The following is a 24,973-nucleotide window of genomic DNA, read 5'->3' on the forward strand; positions in this document are numbered from 1 at the left end:
TCTCCAGCGCCAGTAGGCACAGCGGGGCGAAAAAACTGTAGCGCTCACTGGTTCCAGGGCTTGCCGCGGGTGCGCTGGTCCAGGGGCAGCTGCTGCAGCACCGCGGCCTTGGCCAGCATGTAGGCGCTCACCGGGGCGCTGATGAAAAGGAACAGGCTGATCAACAGCTCATGCAGGCTGAGGCCATCGGCGTCGGCGGAAAAGAACACCAGCGAGGCGATGACCACGCCGCCCACCCCCAGGGTGGTGGCCTTGGTCGGGCCGTGCAGGCGCATGAAGAAGTCCGGCAGGCGGTACAGGCCGATGGCGCCGATCAGCACGAAGGCGCTGCCGAGGAGCAGCAGCGCCGAAACGAGGATTTCCACCCAGAGGGCCAGGGGTTCGCCGGTCATTCGATGATGTCTCCGCGCAGCATGTACTTGGCCACCGCCACGGTGCTGACGAAGCCGAGCACGGCGATCAGCAGCGCCACTTCGAAGAACAGGTCGCTGCCCTTCCAGATTCCGTAGAGCACCAGCATGGCGATGGCGTTGATGTAGAGAGTGTCCAGCGCCAGCACGCGGTCCGGCAGGCAAGGCCCCTTGATGAGCCGGGCCAGGGCCAGCAGCAACGCCAGGCCGAGCATGGCCAGGCAGAGCGGTATCACGTAGGCGAGCATGGGAAGATCTCCTTCAGCGGCGCCTCGTAGCGCGACTTGATCTCGGCCACCATGGCGGCGGTGTCCGGCACGTCCAGGCCGTGTACCAGCAGGGTCCGGCGGTCGGCGCTGAGATCGGCGGCCAGTGAGCCGGGCGTCAGGGACACCACGCTCACCAGCACGCTGATCGCCAGCTCGTTGTCCAGTTCGATGGGCACCTCGACGAAGGCCGGGCGCAACGCCTCGACGCGGCCCAGGGTCCGGCGGGCCACCTGGAAATTGGCCACCAGCACGTCGCCTATCACCATCAGCAGGAAGCGCATCAGCTTGAGCGGGTGCCAGCGCCTGGGCCGCTCGATCAGCAGCGGCTTGAAACAGAAGGGGATCGCCCAGCCGAGAAAGCCCCCCAGCAGCCATTGGCCGAAGGCGAAGGAATCCACCAGCAGCAGCCAGACCAACAGCAGCAGCAGGCTTTCGGCGGGATGGGGAAAGAGTCGTCGCATCATGCTCCGGCCTCCCCGAGGATCGAACGGTAGAGCTTCAGGTCATGCAACTGCGTGGCGCTGGCCTGTGCGTAGTCCAGCAGCGGCTGGGCGAAGGCCACCAGCACCAGGCTGCCGGCCAGCAGCAGCAAGGTGGCGAGCAGCCGGCCCGGATCCAGCTCGGCGCTGCCCAGCACCTGGTGGCCGGTACGCCAGAACAGGGTGCTGCCGGCGCGGCTCAAGGCCACCAGGCTGATGAAACCGCCGATCAGCAGCACGCTCCACAAGGGCAGCGCACCGGAGCCCGGGGGCACCGCCTGTAGCAGCAGGAGCTTGGCGAAGAAACCGGACAGCGGCGGCAGGCCGGCCACGGCGATGGCGGCGAAGAAGAACGCCGCGCCGAGGATGGCCGGATTCTCCAGGGCCGGGCCCTGAACCAGGTTGCCCGCCTTGTCGCCACGCTGGCGGCTGACCAGGTCGGCGAGCAGGAACAGCCCGCCGGCCACCCAGGTGCTGTGCAGCAGGTAGAACAGCGCGGCGCCCTGCGCCTCGGGGGTGCCCAGGGCGATGGCCGCCAGCAGGGTGCCGGCGGAGACCACCACCAGGTAGGCCAGCAGGCCCTGCAGGGTGGTGGCGGCCAGGGTGCCGAAGGCGCCGAGGATTACGCTGGCCAGGGCCAGCGGCCAGAGCCAGGGCTGCGCCAGGTTGGCCAGCTCGCCGGCCTCCGGGCCGAAGATCAGGCTGTAGACCCGCAGGATGGAGTAGATGCCCACCTTGGTCATGATGGCGAAGAGCGCGGCCACCGGGGCACTGGCGGCGGCATAGGCGCGCGGCAGCCAGAAGTACAGGGGCAGCAGCGCCGCCTTGAGGGCGAACACCAGCAGCAGTACCAGGCCGGCCGCCGCCAGCACCGGAGCGTTCTCCGGCCCGGCGGCGGCCACCTGGCGGGCCATGTCGGCCATGTTCAGGGTGCCGGTGATGCCGTAGAGGGCGCCGACCGCGATCAGGAACAGGGCCGAGCCGGCAAGGTTGAGAATCACGTAGTGCAGGCCCGCCCTCACCCGCTCCGCGCCACCGCCATGCATCAACAGCGCATAGGACGCGATCAGCAGGATCTCGAAGAAGACGAAGAGGTTGAACAGGTCACCGGTGAGGAAGGCGCCGTTGATCCCCAGCAACTGGAACTGGAACAGGGCGTGGAAACGCATGCCGTTGCGATCGTCGCCGCGCACCGCGTAGAGCACCGCGGCGCTGGCCAGCACAGCGGTGGCCAGCAACATCAGCGCGGCCAGCCGATCCAGCATCAGCACGATGCCGAAGGGCGGCTGCCAGCTGCCCAGGGCGTAGACACGCAGCTGGCCGTCGTCGGCCTGTTGCATCAGCAGCAGCGCGAGCGGCACCAGGGCCAGGGTGGACGACACCGAGATGCTGCGCTTGAGGCGTTCCATGGAGGGCAGCATCAGCAGCAGCGCCCCGGCGAACAGCGGAATCAGGATGGGCAGGATCGGCAGGTGCGTCATGGCGCGGACTCCTGCTCGGGGCCACCGTCCACATGATCGCTGCCCAGTTCAGCCACACCGCGCAGGGCCAGGACCACCACGAAGGCGGTCATGGCGAAGCCGATGACGATGGCGGTGAGCACCAGGGCCTGGGGCACTGGGTCGGCGTGCTGCACGTCGCGCCCGAGCACGGCGGCCTCGCCGGCCAGGCGTCCCATGGCGAAGAGGAACAGGTTGACGGCGTAGGACAGCAGGGTCAGCCCCAGCACCACGGGGAAGGTCCGTCCCCGCAGCAGCAGGAAGACGCCGCTGGCGGTGAGCAGGCCCAGGGTGACGGCGAAGAGGGCCTCCATCAGTGAATCTCCTTGCTCGCGGCCGGGGCCAGGCTCACCCGGCCCAGGTTGACCAGCACCAGCAGCGTGGAACCGACCACGGCCAGGTAGACGCCGAGGTCGAACAGCATGGCGGTGGCCAGTTCGAATTCGCCCACCAGCGGCAACTCGAAGTGGCCAAAGGCGGAGGTGAGGAAGTTGTAGCCGAAGGCCCAGCTGCCCAGGCCGGTGAGGCCGGCGATGGTCACGCCGGCGCCGGCCATGCGCTGGTACTTCAGGTTCATGCGCCGTTCCACCCAGGCGATGCCGCTGGCGATGTACTGCAGCAGCAGCGCCACGGCGGTGATCAGCCCGGCGATGAAGCCGCCACCCGGAAGGTTGTGCCCACGCAGGAAGATGAACACCGAGATCAGCAGCGCCAGGGGCAGCAGGAGGCGCGACAGGGTTTCGAGGATCAGCGGGTGCTTGGCGTGGGCCCAGTTGCGGCCCTGGGGATCGCAGGTGGGGTTGGTCAGGCGCAGGCCGGACAGCATGGCGTAGATGCCCACTGCGGCGATGGTCAGGACGGTGATCTCGCCCAGGGTGTCGAAACCGCGGAAGTCCACCAGTATCACGTTGACCACGTTGCTGCCGCCGCCACCGGAAAGGCTGTTGGCGAGGAAGAACCCGGCGATGCCGTCGTAGGGGCGGGTCAGCACCGCGTAGGCCAGCAGGGCCACCATCACGCCCAGCGCGCAGGCCAGGATGAAGTCGCGCAGCCCGCGCAGGCTGGAGCCCTCCTCCGGCGTGCGGGATGGCAGGTAGTAGAGCGCCAGTATCAACAGCACCAGGGTCACCACCTCCACCACCAGTTGGGTCAGGGCCAGATCAGGTGCGGAGTAACGGGCGAAGGCCAGGGCCACCAGCAGGCCGGCGACGCCGAGGATCATCAGGGCAATCAGACGCTGGCGATGGAAGATCGCGGTCAGCACGCCGGACAGCGCCAGCACCGCCAGGCCCAGGGTGGTGATGCCATCCAGCGGGGTCAGCGGCCGCCCGCCGGCGATCTGCGGAAGCGGCGCCAGGGACAGCGCCACCACCAGTATGGCGCTGCCCAGCAGCCAGGCCAGGTAGCGCTGCAGCGAGCCGTTCTCCAGGTGCGCGGTGATCCAGCGGGCCGCTGCGGTGACCCGCTGCACCTGCTGCTCGAATACCTCCTTGGCATCGGCGTCGGGCAGTCCGGCGTACCAGCTGAACAGCGGTTTGCGCAGCACGTAGACCAGCACCCCGCCGACCAGCGCCACGAAGCTCATGGCCAGCGGCAGGTTGAAGCCATGCCAGATGGCCAGGCTGTACTCCGGCAGCTCGCCCCCCAGGCTCGCGGAGGCGGCCGCCGCCAGCATCGGCGCGACCGTGAAGTTGGGGAACATGCCCACCATCAGGCAGAGGGTCACGAGTATCTCCACCGGCACCTTCATGTAGCGCGGCGGCTCGTGGGGCGGGAACTTGGGCAGGGAAACCGGCTCGCCATTGAAGAAGACGTCGTGGACGAAACGCAGGGAATAGGCCACCGAGAAGACCCCGGCCAGCGTCGCCGTCGCCGGCAATACCCAGCTGAAGCTGCCCAGCAGCTCCTGCTGCAGGGTTTCGCTGAAGAACATCTCCTTGCTCAGGAAGCCGTTGAGCAACGGCACCCCGGCCATGGCCAGGGACGCCACCATGGCCAGCACCGCGGTGTGCGGCATGTACTTCCACAATCCGTTGACCAGGCGCATGTCGCGACTGCCGGTCTCGTGGTCGATGATGCCGGCGGCCATGAACAGCGAGGCCTTGAAGGTGGCGTGGTTGATGAGGTGGAACACCGCCGCGACGTTGGACAGCTGCGAATCCAGGCCGAACAGCAGGGTGATCAACCCCAGGTGGCTGATGGTCGAGTAGGCCAGCAGCCCCTTGAGGTCATGCTGGAACAGCGCCATGCCGGCGCCGAACAGCAGGGTCGCCAGGCCGCTCAGGCTGACCAGGTAGAACCAGAGGTCGGAGCCGGCCAATGCCGGGTAGAGTCGCGCCAGCAGGAACACCCCCGCCTTGACCATGGTCGCGGAGTGCAGGTAGGCGGACACCGGCGTCGGCGCCGCCATGGCGTGGGGCAGCCAGAAATGGAAGGGGAACTGCGCCGACTTGGTGAATACCCCCAGCAGCACCAGTACCAGCGCCACCGGATAAAGGTCGTGGGCGCGGATATGCTCGCCCGCCGCGAGCACCTGGCTCAGTTCGAAGCTGCCGGCGATATGCCCCAGCAGCAGCACGCCGGCGAACAGCGCCAGGCCACCACCGCCCGTGACCGCCAGGGCCATGCGCGCGCCCCGGCGCGCATCGGATCGATGCCCCCAGAAACCGATCAGGAGAAAGGACGACAAGCTGGTCAGTTCCCAGAACACCAGCATCAGCAGCAGGTTCTCGGACAGCACCACGCCGAGCATTGCGCCCATGAACAGCAGCAGGAAAGCGAAGAAGCGCCCCATGGGCTCTTCCGTCGACAGGTAGTAGCGGGCGTAAAGGATGACCAGCAGGCCGATGCCGAGGATCAGCAAGGCGAAAAGAAAGCCCAGGCCGTCCAGGCGCAGACTGAAGCTCAGGCCGAAGCCTGGCAGCCAGGGCAACGCCAGCTTCAGCAGTTCGCCCGAGAAGACGCTGTCAGCCTGGGCCAGCAGCAGGACCAGGCCGGTCAGCGGCACCAGCGCGGCGGCACCCGCGCAAACGGAACGGCCATGGCGCTCGGCCAGTAGCGGAAGGATTGCCCCGAGAAAGGGCAGCGCGACTATGAGCGCCAATATCATCCATAACTCCCCTGGGTTGGCGCCATTTCCTCGCAAGTATCGGAAATGGCAAGCAAAAAACCCGCCGATTATCCATTACTATCGATCCATCGCGATAGATTGAATTATTTCAAAACGCTAGCGATATAGGGAAACGCCCATCCCAGAGCGCGACAGGCTCGAAGCGCTATCGCCCCTGGGACCGGATGGGGATGGGAAAGAATCAGCTGCCCCGATCGGGACAGCTTAGCCTCAGTGGCTGACGCGGCTGGTGCCGTTCACCGTCACGATGCGTACGCGCTCGCCGACGCGGAAGACTTCATTGGGTTGGACTTCCTGTACGTAGGCACGCATCGAGCCGTCGTCCTCGCGCACAGTGACTTCCACGCCCTGGGTGCGGGTCATGCCTTCTTCGGCTGCCGCACCGAGCAGGCCGCCGGCCACCGCACCGATCACCGCAGCCACGGCGCTGCCGCGACCATGGCCGATGGTACTGCCGCCGATACCGCCAACCACCGCGCCAGCACCGGCGCCGACCGGCGTCTTGGTGCCTTCGATCTTCACCGGCCGCAGGGATTCGATGGTGCCCATGCGCACGGTCTGTACTTGACGAGCCTCTTCGCGGGAATAGGTGTCACCGGTCAGACTCGACTGACAGCCACCCAGCGCCAGTGCCACAGCCGTGAAAGAGGCCACCAGCAGAACGGGTTTACGCATAGCATTTCCTCCAGAATTGATTACTCATCCATTAGACTCCGCGCCGCAGAAGCTGTCATCAGACAGCCCCTGCAACTCAGCGCCCATTCAGCCTGAATTCAGCTTCGTGGCAGACATCGGGGAGCCGCTCCGGAACGTCCCTGTCACACAAGGTTAGCCCATGGACTATTTCATCATCGTCATCACCACCGCTGCCGGCCTGTACTTCCACTGGTGGCTGTACGTCCGCATCAAGCGCTGGATGGATCGCGACCTCGCGCTGTCCCTCGCCGGCAGCGACAAGGCCAAGCAGGCCTTCATGCTGGAACAACTGGCCCACGCGCAAAAGGCCGGCATCCCACGGCGCCGGCTTCCCGACTGGCTGCGTCAGCAAGCCGATGATTACCACGCCTGACCTCTATCAGGGCGCCAGGCGCTCACGCGTCCACGCGCCATCCACGAGGCGATAGTTGAGACGGTCGTGCAGACGGCTCGGCCGGCCCTGCCAGAACTCGATGCGTTCCGGCAGAAGACGATAGCCGCCCCAGTGCGGCGGGCAGCTTGGCGCGCTGTCGAGGAATCGTTGTTCGGCACTGGCCAGCAGGGACTCGAGTTCGGCGCGGTCGCGGATCACCTGGCTCTGGGGCGATGCCCAGGCACCCAGGCGGCTACCCAGCGGGCGCACCTGGTAGTAGGCGTCGGACTCGGCCTGGGTCACTCGCTCCACCCGCCCCTCGATGCGTACCTGGCGCTCCAGGGCCGGCCAGAAGAAGGTCATGGCAGCGAAGGGATTGGCCGCGAGCTGCTCGCCCTTGGCACTGTCGTAGTTGCTGAAGAAGGTGAAGCCGCGTTCGTCCAGGCCCTTGAGCAACAGCACCCGGCAGTGCGGGCGGCCATCGGCATCAACGGTGGCCAGGGTCATGGCATTGGGTTCGACCGGCAGTTGCTCGGTCTTCACCGCGTCGCCGAACCAGCTCTGGAACAGGCTGAAGGGCTCGGCGGGAGCCTGTTCCTCGCTGAGCCCGTCACGGGTGTAGTCACGGCGCATGTCGGCCAGGGTCTGGGTCATGGTTGGCGATCCTGTTTGCGGAAAGCCAATAGCTTACCCAAGCTCCGGCTTATTTGGCTTGATCTGCCGCAACCACCGCTTCGGCCTTGGCCGGCTTGCTGTACTGGGCGATCAGCGCCACCAGCGTATCCTGGGGCGTCAGGACCATCTCGACGCGGCGGTTGAGGGCACGGCCTTGCTGGCTGTCGTTGGCCGCACGCGGCATGTCCGAACCCAGCCCCTTGAGGTACAGGCGATCACGCTGCAAGCCACTCAGGCGGAAGATGGCGGCCACGGACTGGGCGCGTTCCTGGCTGAGCTTGCGGTTGAGTTCTTCCTTGCCGGAAGCATCCGCGTGCCCGAGGACCAGCACCGCGGTCTTGGCGTCGCCTTCCACCAGCTTGGCCACCTTGGTGATGGGACCCAGGGTAATAGGCAGCAGCATGCTCGGGCGGTCCGGGTTGAACGACGGATCCACCGGCATGGTCACCACCAGCACGTTCTCGCGGCGCTCCACATCCAGCTTGCTGCCCTTCACCGCCTCGCGCAGGCGCGGTTCGTACTGGTCGAGCCAGGCCTGGGTCGCCTTGGCATCCACCTTGGCCACCTTGGGCGCCTTGGCCTTCTTGTCACCACCGAAGGGCCACCACCCCTGGCTGGCCGATGCGGCCTTCTGGGGCTGGGCAGGGGATTCAGCCTTCTGCAGGCCGGGCACGCTGCATCCGGCCGCAGCCATGCAGAGAATCAAGGTGGAAATCTTGAACAGTTTCATGGGCAGGGCTCCGTAATCGCTGAGGCCTCACGCCAGCACTGCAATGATGGCGATCTAATTTCACAACTGGTGTTAAATTTTCTCGCCAACCCATTAATCTGAAAAGAAAAAAAGGGCCTATCAGACGAGTGGCTCAACCCAGGCAACCTTTGACAACACGCGCCAGTTTCTGTGCGCGTGGATCCATCAGCACATAGGGCCCAAGGGTGTTGGTGACGAAGCCGAAAGCCAGGTCGCGTTCGGGGTCGGCGAAGCCGGTGGAGCCGCCGGCACCGGGATGGCCGAAGGCATAACGGCCGAGGCCGTAGTTGGCGTTGGCCACATCGGGCTGGTCGAGCATGCAGCCAAGCCCGAAACGCGTTGCGGTCTGCAGGGTAAGGTCCTCGCCCTGACTATGCTCGCGGGTCAGCTCGGCGAGCAGTTCCGAATCCAGCAGCTGGCCGTCCAGCAAGGCCGCGTAGAAGCCCGCCAGACTGCGCGCGTTACCGTGGCCGTTCGCCGCTGGTTGCTGCATGCGCCGCCATTCCGGCTTGTTGGTACTGGTCATGATCGACGGCGGATTGGTGAAGGCGCGGGTACTCAGGGACGTGGGCTCGGTCATCATGCACTTGAGCAGTCGCTGCGCCGCGGCGTCCCCCAGGTTGCCCTTGGCGCGGGCGATATGGGCGACGCGATGGAACTCGTCATCGGCCAGCCCGACATGGAAATCCAGCCCGAGGGGCCGCGCCACCCGCGCAACGATGGAGTCGCCCGGACCACGGCCGTCGGCACGGCGGATCAGTTCGCCAACCAGCCAGCCGTAGGTGATGGGCGCATAGCCATGGGCCTCGCCCGGCGTCCACCAGGGTTCCTCGGCAGCCAGTGCGGTGGTCATGGCTTCCCAGTCGTAGAGCGCCTCCGCCGGCAGCGGCGCACGGATCGCCGGCAGTCCGGCGCGGTGACAGAGCAGCTGACGCACGCTGATACGCGCCTTGCCGGCGGCGGCGAACTCGGGCCAGTAGCGCGCCACGGGCGCATCCAGCTCCAGCTTGCCCTCCGCCACCAGCTGCAGCAGGGTCACTGCGGTGAAGGTCTTGGTGCAGGAAAACAGGTTGAGGATGGTGTCGCTGTGCCAGGCCTGCTGGCCGTCCTTGTCGGCCACACCGGCCCAGAGGTCGAGCACGGTTTCCCCGCCGACCTGTACGCAGAGGGCGGCGCCGCGCTCCTGGGGGTCGGCGAAGAGTTCGGCGAAGGCGTCCCTCGCCGCCTCGAAACGCAAGTCGAAATAGCCCTGGATCTGCACCGGCGTGCTCCTGAAGAGAATGGAGGCGGCATTGTTCCAGCCTTGCCGCCCCTTGTGAACCGTGCCGAAGTCAGGTCGACCTTCAGGGTTTCCCGTTCTCCTCCGCTTGCGCCGCCGATTGCGCAGGCGCCTCCGCCGCGGGCTGCTCGGCAGCCTGCGCCGGTTCTGCAGGTTTGACGGGCTCGGCCGGCTTGGCCGGTTCCGGCTGCTTGCCGGGTTCCGCCGGCCTGGTAGCTTCAGCCGCCTTCTTCGCCGCCTCTTCCGGTTGCTTGGTCTCTCCCTTGGCTACCAGCGGCTTGTTGAAGTCGGTGGCCAGCGCCAGGTTGGCCTTGCGCACCGAGCCAACGAAGCCTTGCCAGGGACGGTCGGTGATGCCCACCAGGCCGAGGTGGCCGTTCTCGCCATCCAGCAGGCGACCGGTGGCGGGCTGGTCGAGGTACTGGAACCAGTGGACGCCGACGATCAGCGGCTCCTCGGCGGCCTTCTTCAGGAAGGTGGCATAGGCCGGGCCGCGCTCCTCTTCCTTGTAGACCTCGCTCACGCCGCCCCAGAACGGGCCGCGGTCACGGGAACCGAAGTGGAATTCGGTGATCAGCAGCGGCTTGTCCAGCTTGCGCAGCAGGTCCAGGTCAAGTCCGTGCTGCGGCTCGCGGGTATAGCGGTTGAAGCTGATCACGTCGCAGTACTGGGCGCAGGACTCTATGGCCTCGGGTACTGTGACGGCGAAGCGCCCACCCAGCAGCATGTGGTTGGGCGCATGCCACTTGATCGAGTCGGCGATGGTCTTGAAATAGGTGTCGGCATAGAAGCGCTGGAAGCGCTTGAAGTCTTCCTCGATGGCTGGATGCTCGGGGTTCGGCATAGGCGGCTCGAAGCCCGGGTCCTCCATCAATTCCCAGGCCTGCAGTTCGATGCCCCAGGCCTTGGACAGGCCCTGCTGGTTGCGGTACTTGTCGCGCAGCTGCTTGAGGAAGGCGCGCTTGGCCGGCACGTCGGTGGTCAGGCGCAGGGTGCCGTAGGCCAGGGCGTAACGGGCCTTCGGGCCGTCACCATGGCCACCCCAGGCCAGCTCGTTGTCCGCGAAGAAGCCCAGCAGCCAGGGATCGTCGCGATGGTCGCGGGCGGCGATGGCGATAGCACGCTCGGCGGCCATGGCGAAACGCGGGTCGAAGGGGTCGGGCATGCCACCCCACCAGTCGAAGCCGGTCTTGATGGTGGCGAAGTCGCCCTGGATCGACAGCGGCAGGGTGTAGGGAATGCGCTTGCTGGTGTTGAACGCCGGGTCGCTCCAGTTGCCCAGGGTGTTGAAGCCCCAGGCCTTGAGGCGATCCAGAGTCTGGCCGACCCAGCGTTGCGGGTCGTTGCCGCCATAGGTTCGTTCCAGGTTGGCGCCGTAGAAGTCGTACCAGCGGCCCTGATTGAAGGCGCGCCCCTTGTTGGCGTCGGTCCCGTCGCGGTTGTCGCTCTTGCCGAAATGGGTGGCAAGCGGTTCGTTGTCCTTCGGCAGCGCCTTGAACATGGCCTCGCGCCCCTCGACGTAGGTCTGGCTCAGGCCGGCGGTCACCGCATTGACCCCGAGGGAGAAGAAAGGATTGCCGTCAGGCGTCACCAGGAACCAGCGACCGTTCCTTTTCTCGGTGCGGAAGAAGCCGCTGGCCTCGAAGGTTTCGCCTCCCAGCCAACCGCCGTAAGGGTCCTGCTGCGGCAGCTTGGAAGTCCAGTCGGCGAGCTGCTTGCGCTCATCCTCGGCGCCCTTCTTCAGTTGCTCGTCATTCTTGATCTTGCCCGGCCAATCACCTCGGGCGTACTGGCCATAGGCATCCAGCAGGCCGTCGTAGAGGGCCTCCTGCTGGTCATCCTCGACCGTGCCGAAGCGCCCCAGCAGCACGTTCTGGGCTGCGTTCGGCTGGTTCAGGGAGAGGGTGACGGAGGCGACCTTGCTGCGGTCCAGCTCGCCATTGACCAGGGTCGCCGGCAGCCAGCGCTGGCCGTCGCGAGTCCAGGGCACGGGCGGCGCCGCACGCATGCCATGGGCGTTGGGCGAGGTGGCGGCCAGCGGCACCAGCAGCGTCTGCGCCGGGCCGGCCGGCAACGCCACCTGGGTGGTCAGGACCTTGCCATCGGCACTTTCGATGGCGACATCGAGGGTGATGGCCCAGTCCTGCGCACTCTGGATACGCAGGCTCATGGCCTCGGCCTTGGACCAGTCCCAGCTGCCGGACTGAGGAGTCAGGCGCAGGCTCGGCTTCTCTGCCGGGTTGAAGGTGAGCCGGCGAAGGATCTCGCCATTGGCGGTGGATTCAGCGGTCACGCTCGGCAGGCTGGCGTCCTGGGTAACCACCTGGACGGCGTCCAGCGGGCGCACGAAGTTGAACAAGGTCTCTGCCTGGGCAGCCAGGGGGATTCCCGACATCCCGAGGAGGATGGCCAGGGCAAGGGGGCGTGTTGGTGTCGAAAGCATCGGACCGGGGTTCCCAAGAGAATGCTGTGCATAGACCGCAAAAAGTTCGTATCGCGCCATGGATGCGACGAAACGAAGCGGGACAACGCGAGCGCCGGCGGGGCACTCGCAAAAAACCCCGGCATCATCGCAGATGGGGGGCGCACAGCGTCAAGGGCAGTCCGCCGGGATCAACCGATCTCGCGGCGGAACGGCGGAAGGGCATCCAGGATGGCCCGGCCATAGCGCTGGGTGACCACGCGTCGGTCCAGCAGCGTGATGGTGCCGCGGTCGGACTCGGTGCGCAGCAGGCGGCCGCAGGCCTGCACCAGGCGCAGGGAGGCATCGGGCACGGCGATCTCCATGAAGGGGTTGCCGCCGCGGGCTTCGATCCAGTCGGACAGGGCGGCCTCCACCGGGTCGTCCGGCACGGCGAAGGGGATCTTGGCGATCACCACATGCTCGCAGTAGGCACCCGGCAGGTCGACGCCCTCGGCGAAGCTGGCCAGGCCGAAGAGCACGCTGGGTTCGCCATCGTCTACCCGTGCCTTGTGCTTGTTCAGGGTTTCCTGCTTGGACAGATTGCCCTGGATCAGCACACGCTTGCGCCAATCGCGGTCCAGTCCTTCAAACACATCCTGCATCTGCCTGCGGGAGGCGAAGAGCACCAGGGTGCCGCGCGCGCCCTCCACCAGATTCGGCAGTTCGCGGACGATGGCCGCGGTATGGGCAGCGGCATCGCGGGGGTCGGCCTTGAGGTCGGGCACCCGCAGCAGGCCGGCATCGGCATGCTGGAAGGGGCTGGGAACCACGGCGGTGACCGCGACCTTCGGCAGCCCGGCGCGCATGCGGAAGCGATCGAACTTGCCCAGGGCGGTGAGGGTGGCCGAGGTCACCAGGGCGCCATAGGCCACGTTCCACAGGTTGCGGCGCAGGGTCTCGGCCGCCAGGATCGGGCTGGCGTTGACCTCGATGTCATGCAGCGCGCCACTTTCCGCCAGGGTCAGCCAACGGGCCATGGGTGGACTGTCTTCCGGGTCTTCGGCAGTGAAGGCGGTCCACAGCTCCCAGTTGCCCTGGGCACGGGACAGCAGGCTGCCGAACAGCGGATACCACTCCTCTGCCTGATGACTGGCGACGCCGGTGCTGGCTTCGCCATCCATGGCTTCCTTGAGCAGTTCGGTGAGGCGGGTGAAGACATCGTTGAGCTTCGAGAAACCCTTCTTCAGCTCGATACCCAGCTCCCGCAGGTGCTCAGGCACCACTCCGGCCTCGAACCGGTGGCGCGGGCGGTCGCGCCCTTCCATATCCTCGCCGGCACGGAAGTCGGCGATTTCCTCGCAGGCGTTGAACATGAATTGCTGGTGGGTACGGATTTCCCGCGCCAGTTCGGGAACGCCCTCGACCAGGCGGCCGAAATCCCCCGGCAGCGGGTTCTGCGCCAGCAGCTTGGTCAGGTTCTTGGCCACCTGCTCCAGCCAGTCGCCGGTGGAGCGCAGGCGGGTGTAGTGGGCGAAGTGGCCGATAGCCTTGTCCGGCAGGTGGTGGCCTTCGTCGAAGACGTAGAGGGTATCGCGCGGGTCCGGCAGCACGGCACCGCCGCCCAGGGCCAGGTCCGCCAGCACCATGTCGTGGTTGGTGACGATGATGTCCACCTTGGTCATGCCTTCCCGCGCCTTGTAGAAGGCGCACTGCTGGAAGTTCGGGCAATGGCGCTTGGTGCACTGGCTGTGGTCGGTGGTGACCCGGGCCCAGTCCTGGTCCTCGATGGCTTCGGGCCAGGAGTCGCGGTCGCCGTCCCAGCGATTGCCGGCGAGGCGCTCGATCATCTGGTTGAGCAGCTTCTGGCCTTTCTCGTCGACGTCGATCCTGAAGCCTTCATCGGCGAACAGCTGGGCGGTGGCGCTCTGCGCCTGGCCTTCCTGCAGCAGCATGTCGAGCTTGGACAGGCAGAGGTAGCGGCCACGGCCCTTGGCCAGGGCGAAACTGAAGTTGAGGCCGCTGTTGCGCATGAGGTCGGGCAGGTCCTTGTGGACGATCTGCTCCTGCAGGGCCACGGTCGCCGTGGCGATGACCAGGCGCTTGCCGGCGGCCTTGGCCGCGGGAATGGTCGCGAGACTGTAGGCCACCGTCTTGCCAGTACCGGTACCCGCCTCCACCGCCACCACGGCCGGCTCACCCTCGCGGTGCCCCTCGTCATCCACCGGGATGGCCCCCAGGGCCTTGGCCACCTCGGCGATCATCAGGCGCTGGCCATAGCGGGCCTTGAGCCCCTTGGCTTCGAGGAAACGGCTGTAGGCGCCCTGGATCTGGGACTTGAGTTCGGTGCTTAGCATGGAGACTGACAAGAGAGATGCTGGATAAATTTTCAGTACTTTAACAGGCCGGCTATGATAGCGCGCCTTCTTTTCCCCGCCGAATGGAGTTGACCGGATGACTGCCCACGCCGCCCTTTACGCCCTGCACCTGCTGGCCGCCCTGATCTGGGTCGGTGGCATGTTCTTCGCCTGGATGATCCTGCGGCCGGCGGCCGTGACCACGCTGGAACCGCCGGCGCGCCTGCGCCTGTGGCTGGAGGTATTCCGTCGCTTCTTCCAGTGGGTCTGGCCGGCGGTACTGGTGCTGCCCTTCACCGGGGTCGGCATGCTGCACCTGTCGTTCGCCAGCCTGGAAGCGGCGCCGCGCTATGTGCACATGATGATCGGCCTCTACGTGGCGATGCTCGCGCTCTTCGTGCGGGTCAGCGCCCTGCTGCTGCCGCAGCTGCGAACGGCGGTGAATGCCGAGAACTGGCCGGAGGGCGGCGCGGTGCTGGGCCGCATCCGCCGGGTGGTGGGGTTCAACCTGCTGATCGGGCTCGCCCTGGTGACCGTGGTCGCCCTCCGGCCGAGCTTCTGAAGCCGGCGCACATCGCTGTACGCCGTCCTCGATCAGAAACGCACGACCTTGATGCTGCCTGCGCTGCCGGCAACACCAGGCAGGCCGGGTTGCCCGGCACGACCGCCCTTGGCGCCATCGGCCTTGTAGAGCAGGCAGCCCTTTCCTGCACCGCCATCGCCGCCGGCGCCGCCCTCGCCCGCCGCTCCGCCAGCCCCACCTTCCAGGCGAACGCGCACCTGCTCCACCGGAAAGGACTCGGGCACCTCCAGACGAATCTGACCACCGGCACCGCCCGTTTCGCCGTTGCCGCCGGGTTGGCCATCCCAGCCACGCTCGGCTCGGCCCCAGAGGCATCCAGCCGCGTCGCCGTCGGCGCCATCCAGCCCCGGATGGCCAGGGGCACCTATGCCACCACGCACATCCACGGTCATATCACTCACCTGGACGTCCACCAGGCGCAGCTCCAGGTTGCGGCCGGCGGTGGCCGGCTTGCTCATGCTGCCCGCCGAGCCCGATGCGGTGATATGGCTGCCGGTGCCTATTTCGCCCCGCGCGACTTCCAGGCGGAAGCCCTGGTCGGCCGGTGCGATGCCCAGGCGCGCCTCGCGCCCCATGCGCAGCTCACCGATACGCAACTCGGTGACGCCGGCCGGGATCAGCAGGGTGGCGTAGTCGGCCACCTCGACCTGGTCGAGGCTGAGGCTGCCGGTCCGCGGCGGCAGCTTGAGAAGGTTGTGCGCCTCCACCTTGACCTGGCCCTGTGCCAGGACGACGGGGGCGATCAGCGCGGCCAGCAGGCAGAGCTTACGCATGGCCGGCCCCCTTGGCGCCGTGACGCGGGATGCTGAGCAGATGGAAGACACCGAACAGCAGCAGCTGCAGGCGATCCAGCCAGGGCCGGGCACGCTGGCGCAGCAGGGAATTGAACAGGACGATTTCGAACAGGTGCACCAGGATCAGCAGGACTCCGGCACCGTTGAGCAGCATCTCGAATGGCCGGGCGAAAGGTGAAACCAGGTTGGCGATCACCACCAGCCAGAACAACAGGGCAATCACCTTGCCCAGCCCCATGAATAAGCGCATGCCTCCCCTCCTGGCATTTTTTAGTTTTGCGGAACATACGCCGATGCCCGGCGACGCACCAGTGCGTCGCCGGGAAAAGCACGGGGCCAGGGTCAGCCCCTGGGGCGCGCCGCTGGAATCGTTCAGCGATCGACGTGGATCTCGACCCGGCGGTTGCGCGCCCGGCCTTCGTCGCTGCCGTTATCCGCCACCGGCTGGCTCTCGCCCATGCCTTCGGTGGTGAGCTTGTCGGCCGGTACGCCCTGGCTCGCCAGGAAGTCGGCCACGCTCCGCGCACGGCGCTCGGACAGGCCCTGGTTGTAGGTGTCCGAGCCGCTACTGTCGGTATGGCCGACCACCTTGACGCTGACCAGGTTCGCGCCGGTCAGGCGGTTGGCGATGCCCGCCAGTTGATCCCGCGCCGAGGCGGTGAGCTCGGCGGAATCGAAGTCGAAGAGGACATTGCCCATATCGCTCAGCACTATCACCTCGTCCTGGGCCGGCGGCGCTTCGGCCGGGGCCTGGGGATACGTGCGTTCCGGGCATCCGTTGACGTTGACCGGCATGTTCGGCGGTGTGTTGGGACAGGTGTCGCGACGGTCGAAGACGCCATCGCCATCGGCATCGCCATCCTGGGCATAGCAGATGAGGCCGCCGGCTATGGCACCGGCCGCGGCACCGCCGGCCGCCCAGGCCGAGCTTTCGATGGCGCCCAGCCCGCCGCCGACGAGACCGCCGACCAGGCTGCAGATAGGCCAATTCCCCTGGTTCACCAGCGCACCGCCATCGCTGGAGGTGGAGGCGCAACCGGAGAGGAAACTGCTGGCCAGAAGAAGGGAAAGCGCAACCCGGTGAAGGTGGTCGCTCATGATGGGGTTCTCCTGTGCCACCGGCGAGGCCGGTAACACAGGAGTAAAGACCCGGAGCCCCCGGGGCACAAGGCGTGCGCCGGGGTAGGCCCGGGCGTCAGCGGTCGATCTGGATTTCCACGCGACGGTTCATCGCACGGCCATCCTTGGTGGAGTTGTCGGCCACCGGCTGGCTTTCACCCGCACCACCGACACTGACGATGCTGGAGGCCGGGATGCCGCTGCGAACCAGGTAGTCGGCAACCGCCTGGGCACGGCGTTCCGAGAGTTTCTGGTTGTAGGTATCCGAACCAACGCTATCGGTATGGCCGGTAACGGTCAGCTTGGCGTCCGGTGCTTCGTTCTTCAGGCGGCTGACGACGGTATCCAGCTTGGCTTCGTCGGCTGGGTCGAGTTTGGAGGAGTCGAATGCGAACAGCAGGTCGCGAACGACAATGGTTTCGTGCTCGACCACGACCACTTCCTCTACCACCGGCTCTTCCTTCGGCGGGCAACCATCGGCGTCCACAGGTGTGCCGGGCGGAGTACCGGGGCACTTGTCGCGGCTATCGGGTACGCCATCGCCATCTTCGTCGCCGTCGCCATGCACCCAGCAGAAGGCTGCCGCGGTGCCGGCACCGATCAGGGCGCCCCAGCCGGCGTAGGTACTGCTTTCGATCGCACCCAGTCCCGCACCTACCACACCCCCTACTGCTGCACACTTGGGCCAGTCGGTCTTCTGCAGGCCGGCGCAGCCTGTCAGCATGCTGGTCGCTAGTACAAGGGGTAAAGCTGTCCGTGTAATGCTCATAAGCAGGTCTCCTCTTAGAATCGGCCCATACCGACAACTAGGGAGTAAAGACGCCAGCCCCAGAAACCGCCAGCACTAGGCCATGACTCGCCTTCAGGCTAGTCTTGCCCTACCTGTTCGAGGATTTTCGATGACTGATAGCTTTTCTTCCCGTACGCCCCAGCAAGCCCTCGCCGCCCTGCTCGAACGCTATGCCCCCAGGAGCCTGCTGCTGGTCGGCAACAGTCCGCTTCCTGCGCTCGAGGCCTTCGCCACCGCCCACCCGGACAGCCAGGTGGTGCAGGTGCCTGCCGGCCCCCTGCCGCCGGAACAGGCTGCGCGCCGCTTCGATCTCGCCTTGCTGGCGGACTGCCTGGAACACCTGCCCAAGCGCGACGGCCTGCAACTGCTGGGGGGCATCCGCAATCTCAATGCCAGCCGCGTGGCGGTGCTGGCGGACCTCGGCGCCTGCGGCTGGCAGGATACCGACTTCTTCGCCCTGGCCCTGCAGGCCAGCGAACGCTTCCGTCGCGAGCAGCAGACCCTGACCCTGTTCACCTACGACCTGCGCGAATACAAGCAGGTCCCCGACTGGCTGAACGCCAAGTTCTGGGCCAACCCGCAGAACTTCGGCAAGTACTGGTGGTAAGCCATGAGCACTGCGATCTGTCCCTGCGGTAGCGGCGATTTCCTCGAAGTCTGCTGCGGCCGCCATCACGCCGGCCACCCCGCCGCCAGCGCCGAAGCGCTGATGCGTTCGCGCTACAGCGCCTATGTACTGGGCCTGGTGGACTACCTGGTGGATACCACCCTCCCCGCCCAGCGCGATGGCCTCGACCTGGAGGCGATCCGCGCCTGGAGCCTGTCCAGCACCTGGCTCGGCCTCGAAGTGGAAGGCCACGAATTGCTGGGCGGCCAACCCGAACACGCCTTCGTCACCTTCACCGCGCGCTGGCATGACCAGAGCGGCGAACACGGTCACCGCGAACGTTCGGCCTTCGTCCAGGCCGATGGCCACTGGTACTTCCTCGACCCGACCGTACCGGTCAAGGCCGGACGCAACGACCCCTGCCCCTGCGGAAGCGGGCTGAAGTTCAAGAAATGCTGTTCGAGCTATTTCTGAGGCGCTGACGAAGAACGGCCCGCATGATGCGGGCCTCCTTCCGGCTACTTGCGCTCTTCCAGGTGCAGATGGGACGTATCCGGGGGCGGTCCGGCCGGAGCTGCCTTGGCCTGGCCCATGTCGCTTCCCGCCGGTGCCACGCTGAGACTGGAGAAATCGAAGCGCGGCGGCGGAGTCTGCGGCTTGGCGTCCTGCAGGTCGGCGCCGATCGGGGCGATGCCGAAGTCCGGGGCATCCACCCCGACGAAGGCGGCCATGTATTCATCGCGCGGCACCACCTTCAGGCGCCCCGGAGCCGTGCCCTGCGCCTCGACGGGAGCGGGCGCCCGTTCACGGGAAGCCTCGGGCTCAGGCGGCGGCGCCAGTTCCACCTCCTCGATCTCCGGCTCCATGGACAGCACCTCGACCAGCGCCCCGGCGCGCTCCAGGGCCGCGCGGTATTTCTCCGCGGCGGCATCATCCAGGTTGTTCTTGAGGATCACGCGCCGTCCGGAGAACAGCAGGGCGATCCGCTGGGCATCGGCCTGGAACAGCTTGGCCAGGTTGGCCTGTACCAGTTCCAGCCGCGCTCCGGGGACCAGCTTCCCGGAGAAGGCGATCTCGTAACGACCCATTGTTGGTCACACTCCTGTCCGAATCGCCCTGCAGTATGGCGCAGCTTTTTTTCGGCCTACAACAGGTTGCGGCCGAGCAGTTGCTTGTTACACTGGAGCCTCACTCGGAGTAATGCAATGTTTTACCAGGCGCAAACGATAAGAATTCTCAGCCTACTGTTTTTCTTCGCCCTTCCTTTTTCGGGCCTCAGTGGATGCTCCACCTGGATCAGCGGCAGCTTCCAGGACCCCGACGTGCGCCTGATCAAGGTGGACGTGGTGCGCGCCAAGCTACTGGAACAACAGTTCGTGCTGCGTTTTCGCATCGACAATCCCAACGACGTCAGCCTGCCGGTGCGCGGACTGGTCTATACCGTGCACCTCAATGACGTGAAACTCGCCTCGGGTGAGTCCAGCACCTGGTTCACCGTTCCCGCCCGTGGCAGCCAGACCTTCGAAGTGCCCGTGCGCACCAATCTCTGGCGGCACATGAAGTACATCGTCAAGCTCCTGGAAAAACCCGATGAGCCCATCAAGTACCGCCTGCAGGGCGAAGTGAAGACCGGGCTGATGTTCGGCAAGAGCGTGCACCTCAGCCGCAATGGCGAGATAATCCCCGGCAGTTACATCCCGGAGTAGAACCTTCATGAGTCAAGAACCCCACGTCCATGGTCCGAACTGCAACCACGACCATGACCACGATCACCACCACGTGCACGGCCCGCACTGCAACCATGGCCCCCAGGAGCCGGTGCGCAACCCGCTGAAGGAAGTGGGCCGCAACGATCCCTGCCCCTGCGGCAGCCAGAAGAAATTCAAGAAGTGCCACGGCGCCTGATGCCCGCGTACTGTTCCAGGCCCGCCTAGTGCGGGCCTGTTCATTTCAGGACCACGCAACGATGATCGACCTCTATTACTGGACCACCCCCAACGGCCACAAGGTCACCCTGTTCCTCGAAGAAACCGGCCTGCCCTACCGCATCCACCCGATCAACATCGGCAAGGACGAGCAGTTCCAGCCGCACTTCCTGAAGATCTCGCCGAACAACCGCATTCCCGCCATCGTCGACCATGAGCCCGCAGACGGCGGTGAACCACTGTCGCTGTTCGAATCCGGTGCCATCCTGCTCTACCTGGCCGAGAAGACCGGGCGATTCATCCCGCAGGACCTGCGCGGCCGCCAGGATTGCCTGCAATGGCTGTTCTGGCAGATGGGCGGCCTCGGCCCCATGGCCGGGCAGAACCACCACTTCAACCGCTTCGCCCCGGAGAAACTGCCCTACGCCATCCAGCGCTACGTCAAGGAAACCGCGCGCCTCTACGGCGTGCTGGACAAGCGCCTGGCCGACCGCACCTTCGTGGCCGGCGACCAATACAGCATCGCCGACATGGCCATCTATCCCTGGATCGACCGCCACCCCTGGCAGGAGCAGGACCTGGACGACTTCCCCAATCTCAAGCGCTGGTATCAGGCGATCAAGGCCCGCCCGGCCACCGCCCGCGCCTATGCCCTGGTGGAACAGGTGAACCCCGCCACCGTGAAAAAGTAGCCCGGGCGGCGCTTGCGCGGCGCGGGGCGGCTCACTAACGTAGCGCGTTTCATCCGATGCCCTCGCAAGGAGAGCCCGCTCCATGGCTTCGCCAGCCCCCAAGCGCTTCCTTCCCCGGTTCTGCGTTGCCGCCGCCGCTGGCGCCATGATCGGCCTCGGCGGCTGCCAGCCCTGGCTGGACAAACGCTACGCCGACAGCCTGCCGCCCACTTCCGGCTTCCAGCCGGTCAAGGGCCTGGCACAGAGCGTGTCGATCCGCCGCAACCCGCTGGGCATGCCGCTGATCGAAACCACCACTTTCCACGACGCCCTGTTCACCCTCGGCTACGTCCACGCCTCCGACCGCCTCAGCCAGATGGTCGGGATGCGCCTGATGGCCGAAGGCCGCCTGGCCGAGATGGCCGGCCCCGGCGTGCTGGAAATCGACCGCTTCATGCGCGCGGTGAACCTGCGCAAGAGCGCCGACATCCTCTACAAGAACGCTTCGCCGCGCCTTAAGGAGTTCTTCGCGGTCTACGCCCGTGGCGTCAACGCCTACCTCTACCGCTACCGCGACAAGTTGCCGATGGACCTGGCCGAGTCCGGCTACCAGCCCGCCTACTGGAAGCCGGAGGACTCGGTGCTGGTCTTCACCCTGCTGAACTTCGGCCTGGCGGTGAACCTGCAGGAAGAGATCGCCTCCCTGGCCCTGGCGCAGAAGGTCGGCGCCGACAAGCTGGCCTGGCTGACGCCGGTCTACCCGGACGAACCACTGCCCTTCGAGGAGGCCGAAAAGCTCGAGGGCCTGCAACTGGGCGGACAGATCCCGGGCCTCGCGGCGCTGAACGACACCGCCTCGCAGATCGCCGCGCTGAACATGCTCGGCGTCGCCGCCTCCAACAACTGGGCCATCGCTCCGCAGAAGAGCCGCACCGGCCGCAGCATCCTGGCCAACGACACCCACCTGCCCATCGCCATGCCCTCGGTGTGGAACTTCGTGCAGATCCGTTCGCCGAAGTTCCAGGCCGCGGGGGTTTCCATCGCCGGCGTGCCGGCCGTGGTCGCCGGGTTCAACGGCAAGCTCGCCTGGGGCATGACCATGGTCATGGGCGACAACCAGGACCTGTTCCTGGAGAAGATCAAGCGCGAAGGCAACAACCTCTACTACCAGGCGGATGGCAAGTGGGTGGCGGCCAGCCAGCGGATGGAAACCTTCATCATCAAGGGCGAGCGCCCGGTGCGTGAGGTGATCTTCGAGACCCGCCACGGCCCGCTGCTGAACTCCGTCCTCGGCCAGCGCAAGCATCCGCTGCAACCGCTGGAGCTCAAGAGCGGCTACGGCATCGCCCTGCAGACCAGCCAGTTCGAGGCCGACCAATCCCTGGACGCCTTCTTCGCCCTGTCCCGCGCCCAGTCGGTGGAACAGGCCCACGAGGCCACTCGCGAAATCCGCGCCGTGGGCCTGAACATCCTCTACGCCGATGCCAGGCACATCGCCTGGCAGGTCACCGGCCGCTACCCCAACCGCCGCGAAGGCCGCGGCCTGCTGCCCTCCCCCGGCTGGGACGGCCGCTACGACTGGGACGGCTATGCCGACCCCATGCTCCATCCCTACGACCAGGACCCGGCCCAGGGCTGGCTCGGCACCGCCAACCACCGCACCGTGCAGGGCGGCTATGGCGTGCAGCTGTCCAACTCCTGGTACTACCCGGAACGCGCCGAACGCATCGCCGAACTGGCCGGCGGCAGCGGCAAGCATGACTGGCAGAGCATGATCGCCATGCAGTACGACCAGACCAGCCCCTTCCCTGCCAAGCTCAAGGCCATGCTCAAGGACCCGGGCATGGCCCAGCCGCTCAAGCAGGCCATCGACGCCCTACCGCCCGCCGACCGCAGCAAGGCCCAGGAAGCCCTCGGCCGCCTGCTGGCCTTCGACGGCCGCCTCAGTCCCACCTCGGCGGACGCCGCCTACTACGGCGCCTTCCTCCACGAGAGCGCGCGGCAGATCTTCCTCGACGAACTGGGCCCGGAAACCTCCCCGGCCTGGCGCGCCCTGGTGCAGACCGCCGACCTCTCCTACTCGGCCCAGGCCGACCACCTGCTGGGCCGCATCGACAGCCCCTTCTGGGACGACGTGCGCACCCCGCAGCAGGAAGACAAGCCGGCCATCCTCGCCCGCAGCCTGGCCGCCGCCGTGAGCTTCGCAGAAAGCCGCCTGGGCGCCGACCGCAAGGCCTGGCAGTGGGGCAAGCTGCACAGCTACGAGTGGGTCACCGAGAGCACCCAGCTGGCGCCTTACATGAGCGCCAGCCAGCGCACCGGCCTCAACGCCCTGAAGGGCTACCTGGACCGCGGCCCCTACCCGGCCGGCGGCGACCACAGCACCCTCAATGTCTCGGCCTACCACTGGGGGCAGGACTTCGATACCTGGCTGATCCCGGCCATGCGCATCATCGTCGACTTCGGCCAGCCCGAACCCATGATCGGCATGAACAGCTCCGGCCAGTCCGGCAATCCGGCCAGCCCGCACTATGCCGATGGCATCGATGCCTGGCTCAAGGCGCGCTACATGAAGTTCCCCTTCCAGCCGCAGAACCTCGATGCCGTCTACGGCAGCAAGCGCCTGACGCTGACCCCGCAAAAATGATCGCCAAGCGGCGGAACTTCCCGCCGGCGACCCGATCTGATCCGGTGGACTTACTCCATAGATCACATTTCAAGGCGCCCCTGGGCGCCTTTTCTTTTGCCCGGCAGACGTGGGCGGCTTTTCCTGTAGGGGCGAATTCATTCGCCAAGGGATGCGCAGCGTCCCCAAAAAAACCCAGGCCGGAACTGCGTTCCGGTTGGCGAATGAATTCGCCCCTACAACAGGTTTCCCCCCAACCTTGCGCATCACCTGACCTTGCCGCATCCTGCGCCCTTCACCGCCTGCCAGGAGCCTCGAGAACCGACCATGCCCGACAGCGCCTTTTCCGGCCGCATCATCCAGAACCTGCTGGACACGGACTTCTACAAGCTGACCATGATGCAGGCGGTGCTGCACAACTACCCCAACGCCGAAGTCGAATGGGAATTCCGCTGCCGCAACGACGAGGACCTGACGCCCTACCTCGCGGAAATCCGCTACCAGATCGAACAACTGGCGGACATCTCCATCACCCCCGACCAGTTGAACTTCCTCGAAAGCATCCCCTTCATCAAGCCGGACTTCACCCGCTTCCTCAGCCTGTTCCGCTTCAACCTGCGCTACCTCCAGCTGGGCATCGAGGACGGCCAGCTCTGCGTGCGCCTGCGCGGCCCCTGGCTGCACGTGATCCTCTTCGAGATCCCGTTGCTGGCCATCATCAGCGAAGTGCGCAACCGCTACCGCTACCGCGACATCAAGCTCATCCAGGCCCGCGAGCAGCTCTACCGCAAACTCGACTGGTTGCGCGCCAACGCCACGGACGAAGAGCTGGACGGCTTCCAGCTGGCCGACTTCGGCACCCGCCGGCGCTTCTCCTACAAGGTCCAGGAAGAAGTGGTGCATATCCTCAAGCGTGACTTCCCCGGCCGCTTCGTCGGCACCAGCAACGTGCACCTGGCCCGCGAGTACGACATCAAGCCCATCGGCACCATGGCCCACGAATGGCTGATGGCCCACCAGCAGCTCGGCCCGCGCCTGATCGACAGCCAGATCGCCGCCCTCGACTGCTGGGTGCGCGAGTACCGCGGCCTGCTGGGCATCGCCCTGACCGACTGCATCACCATGCAGGCCTTCCTCCAGGACTTCGACCTGTACTTCGCCAAGCTCTTCGACGGCCTGCGCCACGACTCCGGCGACCCGCTGGCCTGGGCGGAAAAAGCCATCGCCCATTACGAGAAGCTGGGCATAGACCCGCTGACCAAGACCCTCGTATTCTCCGACGGCCTCGACCTGCCACGGGCGCTGGCCCTCTACCGTGCCCTGCGCGGGCGAATCCACGTCAGCTTCGGCATAGGCACCAACCTGACCTGCGACATTCCCGGCGTCGCCCCCATGAACATCGTGATCAAGATGACCGCCTGCAATGGCCAGCCGGTGGCGAAGATCTCCGATGAGCCGGGCAAGACCCAATGCCGCGACGAGAACTTCGTCGCCTACCTGAAACACGTTTTCCGCGTCACCGACGCCCAGTAAAGGACT

At 66.3% G+C, this 24,973-nt stretch carries 25 protein-coding genes and 1 pseudogene; 9 read left to right on the forward strand and 17 right to left on the reverse strand.

The annotated features are described in order from the left end of the window. Positions 1 to 44: 44 nt before the first annotated feature. From ACFPU0_RS07440 to ACFPU0_RS07470, 7 genes are all read right to left on the reverse strand, one after another. Positions 45 to 392, reverse strand: coding sequence for a Na+/H+ antiporter subunit G (locus ACFPU0_RS07440; protein ID WP_377692219.1), 348 nt, complete (start codon positions 390 to 392; stop codon positions 45 to 47). Then, the gene (locus ACFPU0_RS07445) at positions 389 to 658 is read right to left on the reverse strand and encodes a K+/H+ antiporter subunit F (protein WP_377692221.1); all 270 of its coding nucleotides are present in this window, start codon (positions 656 to 658) and stop codon (positions 389 to 391) included. The genes ACFPU0_RS07440 and ACFPU0_RS07445 overlap by 4 nt, the downstream gene beginning before the upstream one ends. After that, positions 643 to 1,143, reverse strand: coding sequence for a Na+/H+ antiporter subunit E (locus ACFPU0_RS07450; RefSeq protein WP_377692222.1), 501 nt, complete (start codon positions 1,141 to 1,143; stop codon positions 643 to 645). The genes ACFPU0_RS07445 and ACFPU0_RS07450 overlap by 16 nt, the downstream gene beginning before the upstream one ends. Beyond that, positions 1,140 to 2,639 carry a monovalent cation/H+ antiporter subunit D gene (locus tag ACFPU0_RS07455; protein WP_377692224.1) on the reverse strand — a complete coding sequence of 500 codons (1,500 nt, stop codon included), beginning with the start codon at positions 2,637 to 2,639 and terminating at the stop codon, positions 1,140 to 1,142. The genes ACFPU0_RS07450 and ACFPU0_RS07455 overlap by 4 nt, the downstream gene beginning before the upstream one ends. Beyond that, the gene (locus ACFPU0_RS07460; protein WP_377692225.1) at positions 2,636 to 2,971 is read right to left on the reverse strand and encodes a Na+/H+ antiporter subunit C; all 336 of its coding nucleotides are present in this window, start codon (positions 2,969 to 2,971) and stop codon (positions 2,636 to 2,638) included. Before ACFPU0_RS07460 ends, ACFPU0_RS07455 begins: the two co-directional genes overlap by 4 nt. Continuing rightward, complete coding sequence (locus ACFPU0_RS07465) at positions 2,971 to 5,766, reverse strand: monovalent cation/H+ antiporter subunit A (RefSeq protein ID WP_377692226.1); 2,796 nt, start codon at positions 5,764 to 5,766, stop codon at positions 2,971 to 2,973. Before ACFPU0_RS07465 ends, ACFPU0_RS07460 begins: the two co-directional genes overlap by 1 nt. Before the next feature lie 231 nt (positions 5,767 to 5,997). Further along, the gene (locus ACFPU0_RS07470; RefSeq protein WP_377692228.1) at positions 5,998 to 6,462 is read right to left on the reverse strand and encodes a glycine zipper 2TM domain-containing protein; all 465 of its coding nucleotides are present in this window, start codon (positions 6,460 to 6,462) and stop codon (positions 5,998 to 6,000) included. A gap of 160 nt (positions 6,463 to 6,622) precedes the next feature. Here ACFPU0_RS07470 and ACFPU0_RS07475 point away from each other — a divergent pair, with 160 nt between their 5' ends. Beyond that, the gene (locus tag ACFPU0_RS07475; protein WP_377692230.1) at positions 6,623 to 6,856 is read left to right on the forward strand and encodes a hypothetical protein; all 234 of its coding nucleotides are present in this window, start codon (positions 6,623 to 6,625) and stop codon (positions 6,854 to 6,856) included. A gap of 6 nt (positions 6,857 to 6,862) precedes the next feature. Here ACFPU0_RS07475 and pdxH read toward each other — a convergent pair whose 3' ends face one another. The 5 genes and pseudogenes from pdxH to dinG all read right to left on the reverse strand — a co-directional run bounded on the left by pdxH (position 6,863) and on the right by dinG (position 14,319). Continuing rightward, on the reverse strand, positions 6,863 to 7,510 hold the full coding sequence (gene pdxH / locus ACFPU0_RS07480) for a pyridoxamine 5'-phosphate oxidase (protein WP_377692232.1): 648 nt from the start codon (positions 7,508 to 7,510) through the stop codon (positions 6,863 to 6,865). A gap of 52 nt (positions 7,511 to 7,562) precedes the next feature. After that, a pseudogene (locus tag ACFPU0_RS07485) lies at positions 7,563 to 8,162 on the reverse strand (OmpA family protein); the annotation flags it as partial. 232 nt (positions 8,163 to 8,394) lie between these two features. Continuing rightward, the gene (locus ACFPU0_RS07490; RefSeq protein ID WP_377692234.1) at positions 8,395 to 9,543 is read right to left on the reverse strand and encodes a serine hydrolase domain-containing protein; all 1,149 of its coding nucleotides are present in this window, start codon (positions 9,541 to 9,543) and stop codon (positions 8,395 to 8,397) included. Between the two features lie 82 nt (positions 9,544 to 9,625). Then, positions 9,626 to 12,004, reverse strand: a complete 2,379-nt coding sequence (locus ACFPU0_RS07495) for a beta-galactosidase (RefSeq protein WP_377692235.1) — start codon at positions 12,002 to 12,004, stop codon at positions 9,626 to 9,628. 170 nt (positions 12,005 to 12,174) lie between these two features. After that, positions 12,175 to 14,319, reverse strand: coding sequence for an ATP-dependent DNA helicase DinG (gene dinG / locus ACFPU0_RS07500; RefSeq protein ID WP_377692236.1), 2,145 nt, complete (start codon positions 14,317 to 14,319; stop codon positions 12,175 to 12,177). A gap of 97 nt (positions 14,320 to 14,416) precedes the next feature. Here dinG and ACFPU0_RS07505 point away from each other — a divergent pair, with 97 nt between their 5' ends. Further along, positions 14,417 to 14,881, forward strand: coding sequence for a CopD family protein (locus tag ACFPU0_RS07505; RefSeq protein WP_377692237.1), 465 nt, complete (start codon positions 14,417 to 14,419; stop codon positions 14,879 to 14,881). A gap of 32 nt (positions 14,882 to 14,913) precedes the next feature. Here the strand turns inward: ACFPU0_RS07505 and ACFPU0_RS07510 are convergent, their stop codons facing one another. The 4 genes from ACFPU0_RS07510 to ACFPU0_RS07525 form a co-directional block, all read right to left on the reverse strand. Further along, on the reverse strand, positions 14,914 to 15,675 hold the full coding sequence (locus ACFPU0_RS07510; RefSeq protein WP_377692238.1) for a collagen-like protein: 762 nt from the start codon (positions 15,673 to 15,675) through the stop codon (positions 14,914 to 14,916). Then, complete coding sequence (locus tag ACFPU0_RS07515; protein WP_377692239.1) at positions 15,668 to 15,946, reverse strand: DUF1145 domain-containing protein; 279 nt, start codon at positions 15,944 to 15,946, stop codon at positions 15,668 to 15,670. The genes ACFPU0_RS07510 and ACFPU0_RS07515 overlap by 8 nt, the downstream gene beginning before the upstream one ends. 122 nt (positions 15,947 to 16,068) lie before the next feature. After that, positions 16,069 to 16,794, reverse strand: a complete 726-nt coding sequence (locus ACFPU0_RS07520; protein WP_377692240.1) for an OmpA family protein — start codon at positions 16,792 to 16,794, stop codon at positions 16,069 to 16,071. 97 nt (positions 16,795 to 16,891) lie between these two features. Beyond that, positions 16,892 to 17,584 carry an OmpA family protein gene (locus ACFPU0_RS07525; protein WP_377692241.1) on the reverse strand — a complete coding sequence of 231 codons (693 nt, stop codon included), beginning with the start codon at positions 17,582 to 17,584 and terminating at the stop codon, positions 16,892 to 16,894. A 130-nt stretch (positions 17,585 to 17,714) separates the two neighbouring features. Between ACFPU0_RS07525 and ACFPU0_RS07530 the strand changes: the two genes are divergently transcribed. Both ACFPU0_RS07530 and ACFPU0_RS07535 read left to right on the forward strand, forming a co-directional pair. Then, entirely contained in the window at positions 17,715 to 18,212 is a 498-nt protein-coding gene (locus tag ACFPU0_RS07530; RefSeq protein WP_377692243.1) for a DUF6231 family protein, read from the forward strand. 3 nt (positions 18,213 to 18,215) lie between these two features. Continuing rightward, positions 18,216 to 18,686, forward strand: coding sequence for a YchJ family protein (locus ACFPU0_RS07535; RefSeq protein WP_377692244.1), 471 nt, complete (start codon positions 18,216 to 18,218; stop codon positions 18,684 to 18,686). 44 nt (positions 18,687 to 18,730) lie between these two features. On the opposite strand, the gene ACFPU0_RS07540 is transcribed toward ACFPU0_RS07535, so the two are convergent. Continuing rightward, positions 18,731 to 19,300, reverse strand: a complete 570-nt coding sequence (locus ACFPU0_RS07540; protein ID WP_377692245.1) for a hypothetical protein — start codon at positions 19,298 to 19,300, stop codon at positions 18,731 to 18,733. Positions 19,301 to 19,417: 117 nt separating this feature from the next. On the opposite strand from ACFPU0_RS07540, the gene ACFPU0_RS07545 reads away from it, so the two are divergent. From ACFPU0_RS07545 to pncB, 5 genes are all read left to right on the forward strand, one after another. After that, positions 19,418 to 19,918: an LEA type 2 family protein gene (locus tag ACFPU0_RS07545; RefSeq protein WP_377692246.1), complete on the forward strand. Its 501-nt coding sequence runs from the start codon at positions 19,418 to 19,420 to the stop codon at positions 19,916 to 19,918. Positions 19,919 to 19,925: 7 nt separating this feature from the next. Then, positions 19,926 to 20,117: an SEC-C metal-binding domain-containing protein gene (locus tag ACFPU0_RS07550; protein ID WP_377692247.1), complete on the forward strand. Its 192-nt coding sequence runs from the start codon at positions 19,926 to 19,928 to the stop codon at positions 20,115 to 20,117. 61 nt (positions 20,118 to 20,178) lie between these two features. After that, on the forward strand, positions 20,179 to 20,829 hold the full coding sequence (locus ACFPU0_RS07555) for a glutathione binding-like protein (protein WP_377692248.1): 651 nt from the start codon (positions 20,179 to 20,181) through the stop codon (positions 20,827 to 20,829). Positions 20,830 to 20,911: 82 nt separating this feature from the next. Continuing rightward, positions 20,912 to 23,455, forward strand: coding sequence for a penicillin acylase family protein (locus tag ACFPU0_RS07560; RefSeq protein ID WP_377692249.1), 2,544 nt, complete (start codon positions 20,912 to 20,914; stop codon positions 23,453 to 23,455). A gap of 306 nt (positions 23,456 to 23,761) precedes the next feature. Next, entirely contained in the window at positions 23,762 to 24,967 is a 1,206-nt protein-coding gene (pncB, locus tag ACFPU0_RS07565) for a nicotinate phosphoribosyltransferase (RefSeq protein ID WP_377692250.1), read from the forward strand. Positions 24,968 to 24,973 lie beyond the last annotated feature (6 nt).

This window comes from Pseudomonas sp. GCM10022186 (assembly GCF_042656385.1).
Classification (GTDB): Bacteria; Pseudomonadota; Gammaproteobacteria; order Pseudomonadales; family Pseudomonadaceae; genus Metapseudomonas.

Bases quoted from the DNA above. Each gene is read 5' to 3' on its own strand.
- ACFPU0_RS07440 (WP_377692219.1), bottom strand. From the start codon at position 392: ATGACCGGCGAACCCCTGGCCCTCTGGGTGGAAATCCTCGTTTCGGCG.
- ACFPU0_RS07445 (WP_377692221.1), bottom strand. From the start codon at position 658: ATGCTCGCCTACGTGATACCGCTCTGCCTGGCCATGCTCGGCCTGGCG.
- ACFPU0_RS07450 (WP_377692222.1), bottom strand. From the start codon at position 1,143: ATGATGCGACGACTCTTTCCCCATCCCGCCGAAAGCCTGCTGCTGCTG.
- ACFPU0_RS07455 (WP_377692224.1), bottom strand. From the start codon at position 2,639: ATGACGCACCTGCCGATCCTGCCCATCCTGATTCCGCTGTTCGCCGGG.
- ACFPU0_RS07460 (WP_377692225.1), bottom strand. From the start codon at position 2,971: ATGGAGGCCCTCTTCGCCGTCACCCTGGGCCTGCTCACCGCCAGCGGC.
- ACFPU0_RS07465 (WP_377692226.1), bottom strand. From the start codon at position 5,766: ATGATATTGGCGCTCATAGTCGCGCTGCCCTTTCTCGGGGCAATCCTT.
- ACFPU0_RS07470 (WP_377692228.1), bottom strand. From the start codon at position 6,462: ATGCGTAAACCCGTTCTGCTGGTGGCCTCTTTCACGGCTGTGGCACTG.
- ACFPU0_RS07475 (WP_377692230.1), top strand. From the start codon at position 6,623: ATGGACTATTTCATCATCGTCATCACCACCGCTGCCGGCCTGTACTTC.
- pdxH (WP_377692232.1), bottom strand. From the start codon at position 7,510: ATGACCCAGACCCTGGCCGACATGCGCCGTGACTACACCCGTGACGGG.
- ACFPU0_RS07495 (WP_377692235.1), bottom strand. From the start codon at position 12,004: ATGCTTTCGACACCAACACGCCCCCTTGCCCTGGCCATCCTCCTCGGG.
- dinG (WP_377692236.1), bottom strand. From the start codon at position 14,319: ATGCTAAGCACCGAACTCAAGTCCCAGATCCAGGGCGCCTACAGCCGT.
- ACFPU0_RS07505 (WP_377692237.1), top strand. From the start codon at position 14,417: ATGACTGCCCACGCCGCCCTTTACGCCCTGCACCTGCTGGCCGCCCTG.
- ACFPU0_RS07510 (WP_377692238.1), bottom strand. From the start codon at position 15,675: ATGCGTAAGCTCTGCCTGCTGGCCGCGCTGATCGCCCCCGTCGTCCTG.
- ACFPU0_RS07515 (WP_377692239.1), bottom strand. From the start codon at position 15,946: ATGCGCTTATTCATGGGGCTGGGCAAGGTGATTGCCCTGTTGTTCTGG.
- ACFPU0_RS07520 (WP_377692240.1), bottom strand. From the start codon at position 16,794: ATGAGCGACCACCTTCACCGGGTTGCGCTTTCCCTTCTTCTGGCCAGC.
- ACFPU0_RS07525 (WP_377692241.1), bottom strand. From the start codon at position 17,584: ATGAGCATTACACGGACAGCTTTACCCCTTGTACTAGCGACCAGCATG.
- ACFPU0_RS07530 (WP_377692243.1), top strand. From the start codon at position 17,715: ATGACTGATAGCTTTTCTTCCCGTACGCCCCAGCAAGCCCTCGCCGCC.
- ACFPU0_RS07535 (WP_377692244.1), top strand. From the start codon at position 18,216: ATGAGCACTGCGATCTGTCCCTGCGGTAGCGGCGATTTCCTCGAAGTC.
- ACFPU0_RS07540 (WP_377692245.1), bottom strand. From the start codon at position 19,300: ATGGGTCGTTACGAGATCGCCTTCTCCGGGAAGCTGGTCCCCGGAGCG.
- ACFPU0_RS07545 (WP_377692246.1), top strand. From the start codon at position 19,418: ATGTTTTACCAGGCGCAAACGATAAGAATTCTCAGCCTACTGTTTTTC.
- ACFPU0_RS07550 (WP_377692247.1), top strand. From the start codon at position 19,926: ATGAGTCAAGAACCCCACGTCCATGGTCCGAACTGCAACCACGACCAT.
- ACFPU0_RS07555 (WP_377692248.1), top strand. From the start codon at position 20,179: ATGATCGACCTCTATTACTGGACCACCCCCAACGGCCACAAGGTCACC.
- ACFPU0_RS07560 (WP_377692249.1), top strand. From the start codon at position 20,912: ATGGCTTCGCCAGCCCCCAAGCGCTTCCTTCCCCGGTTCTGCGTTGCC.
- pncB (WP_377692250.1), top strand. From the start codon at position 23,762: ATGCCCGACAGCGCCTTTTCCGGCCGCATCATCCAGAACCTGCTGGAC.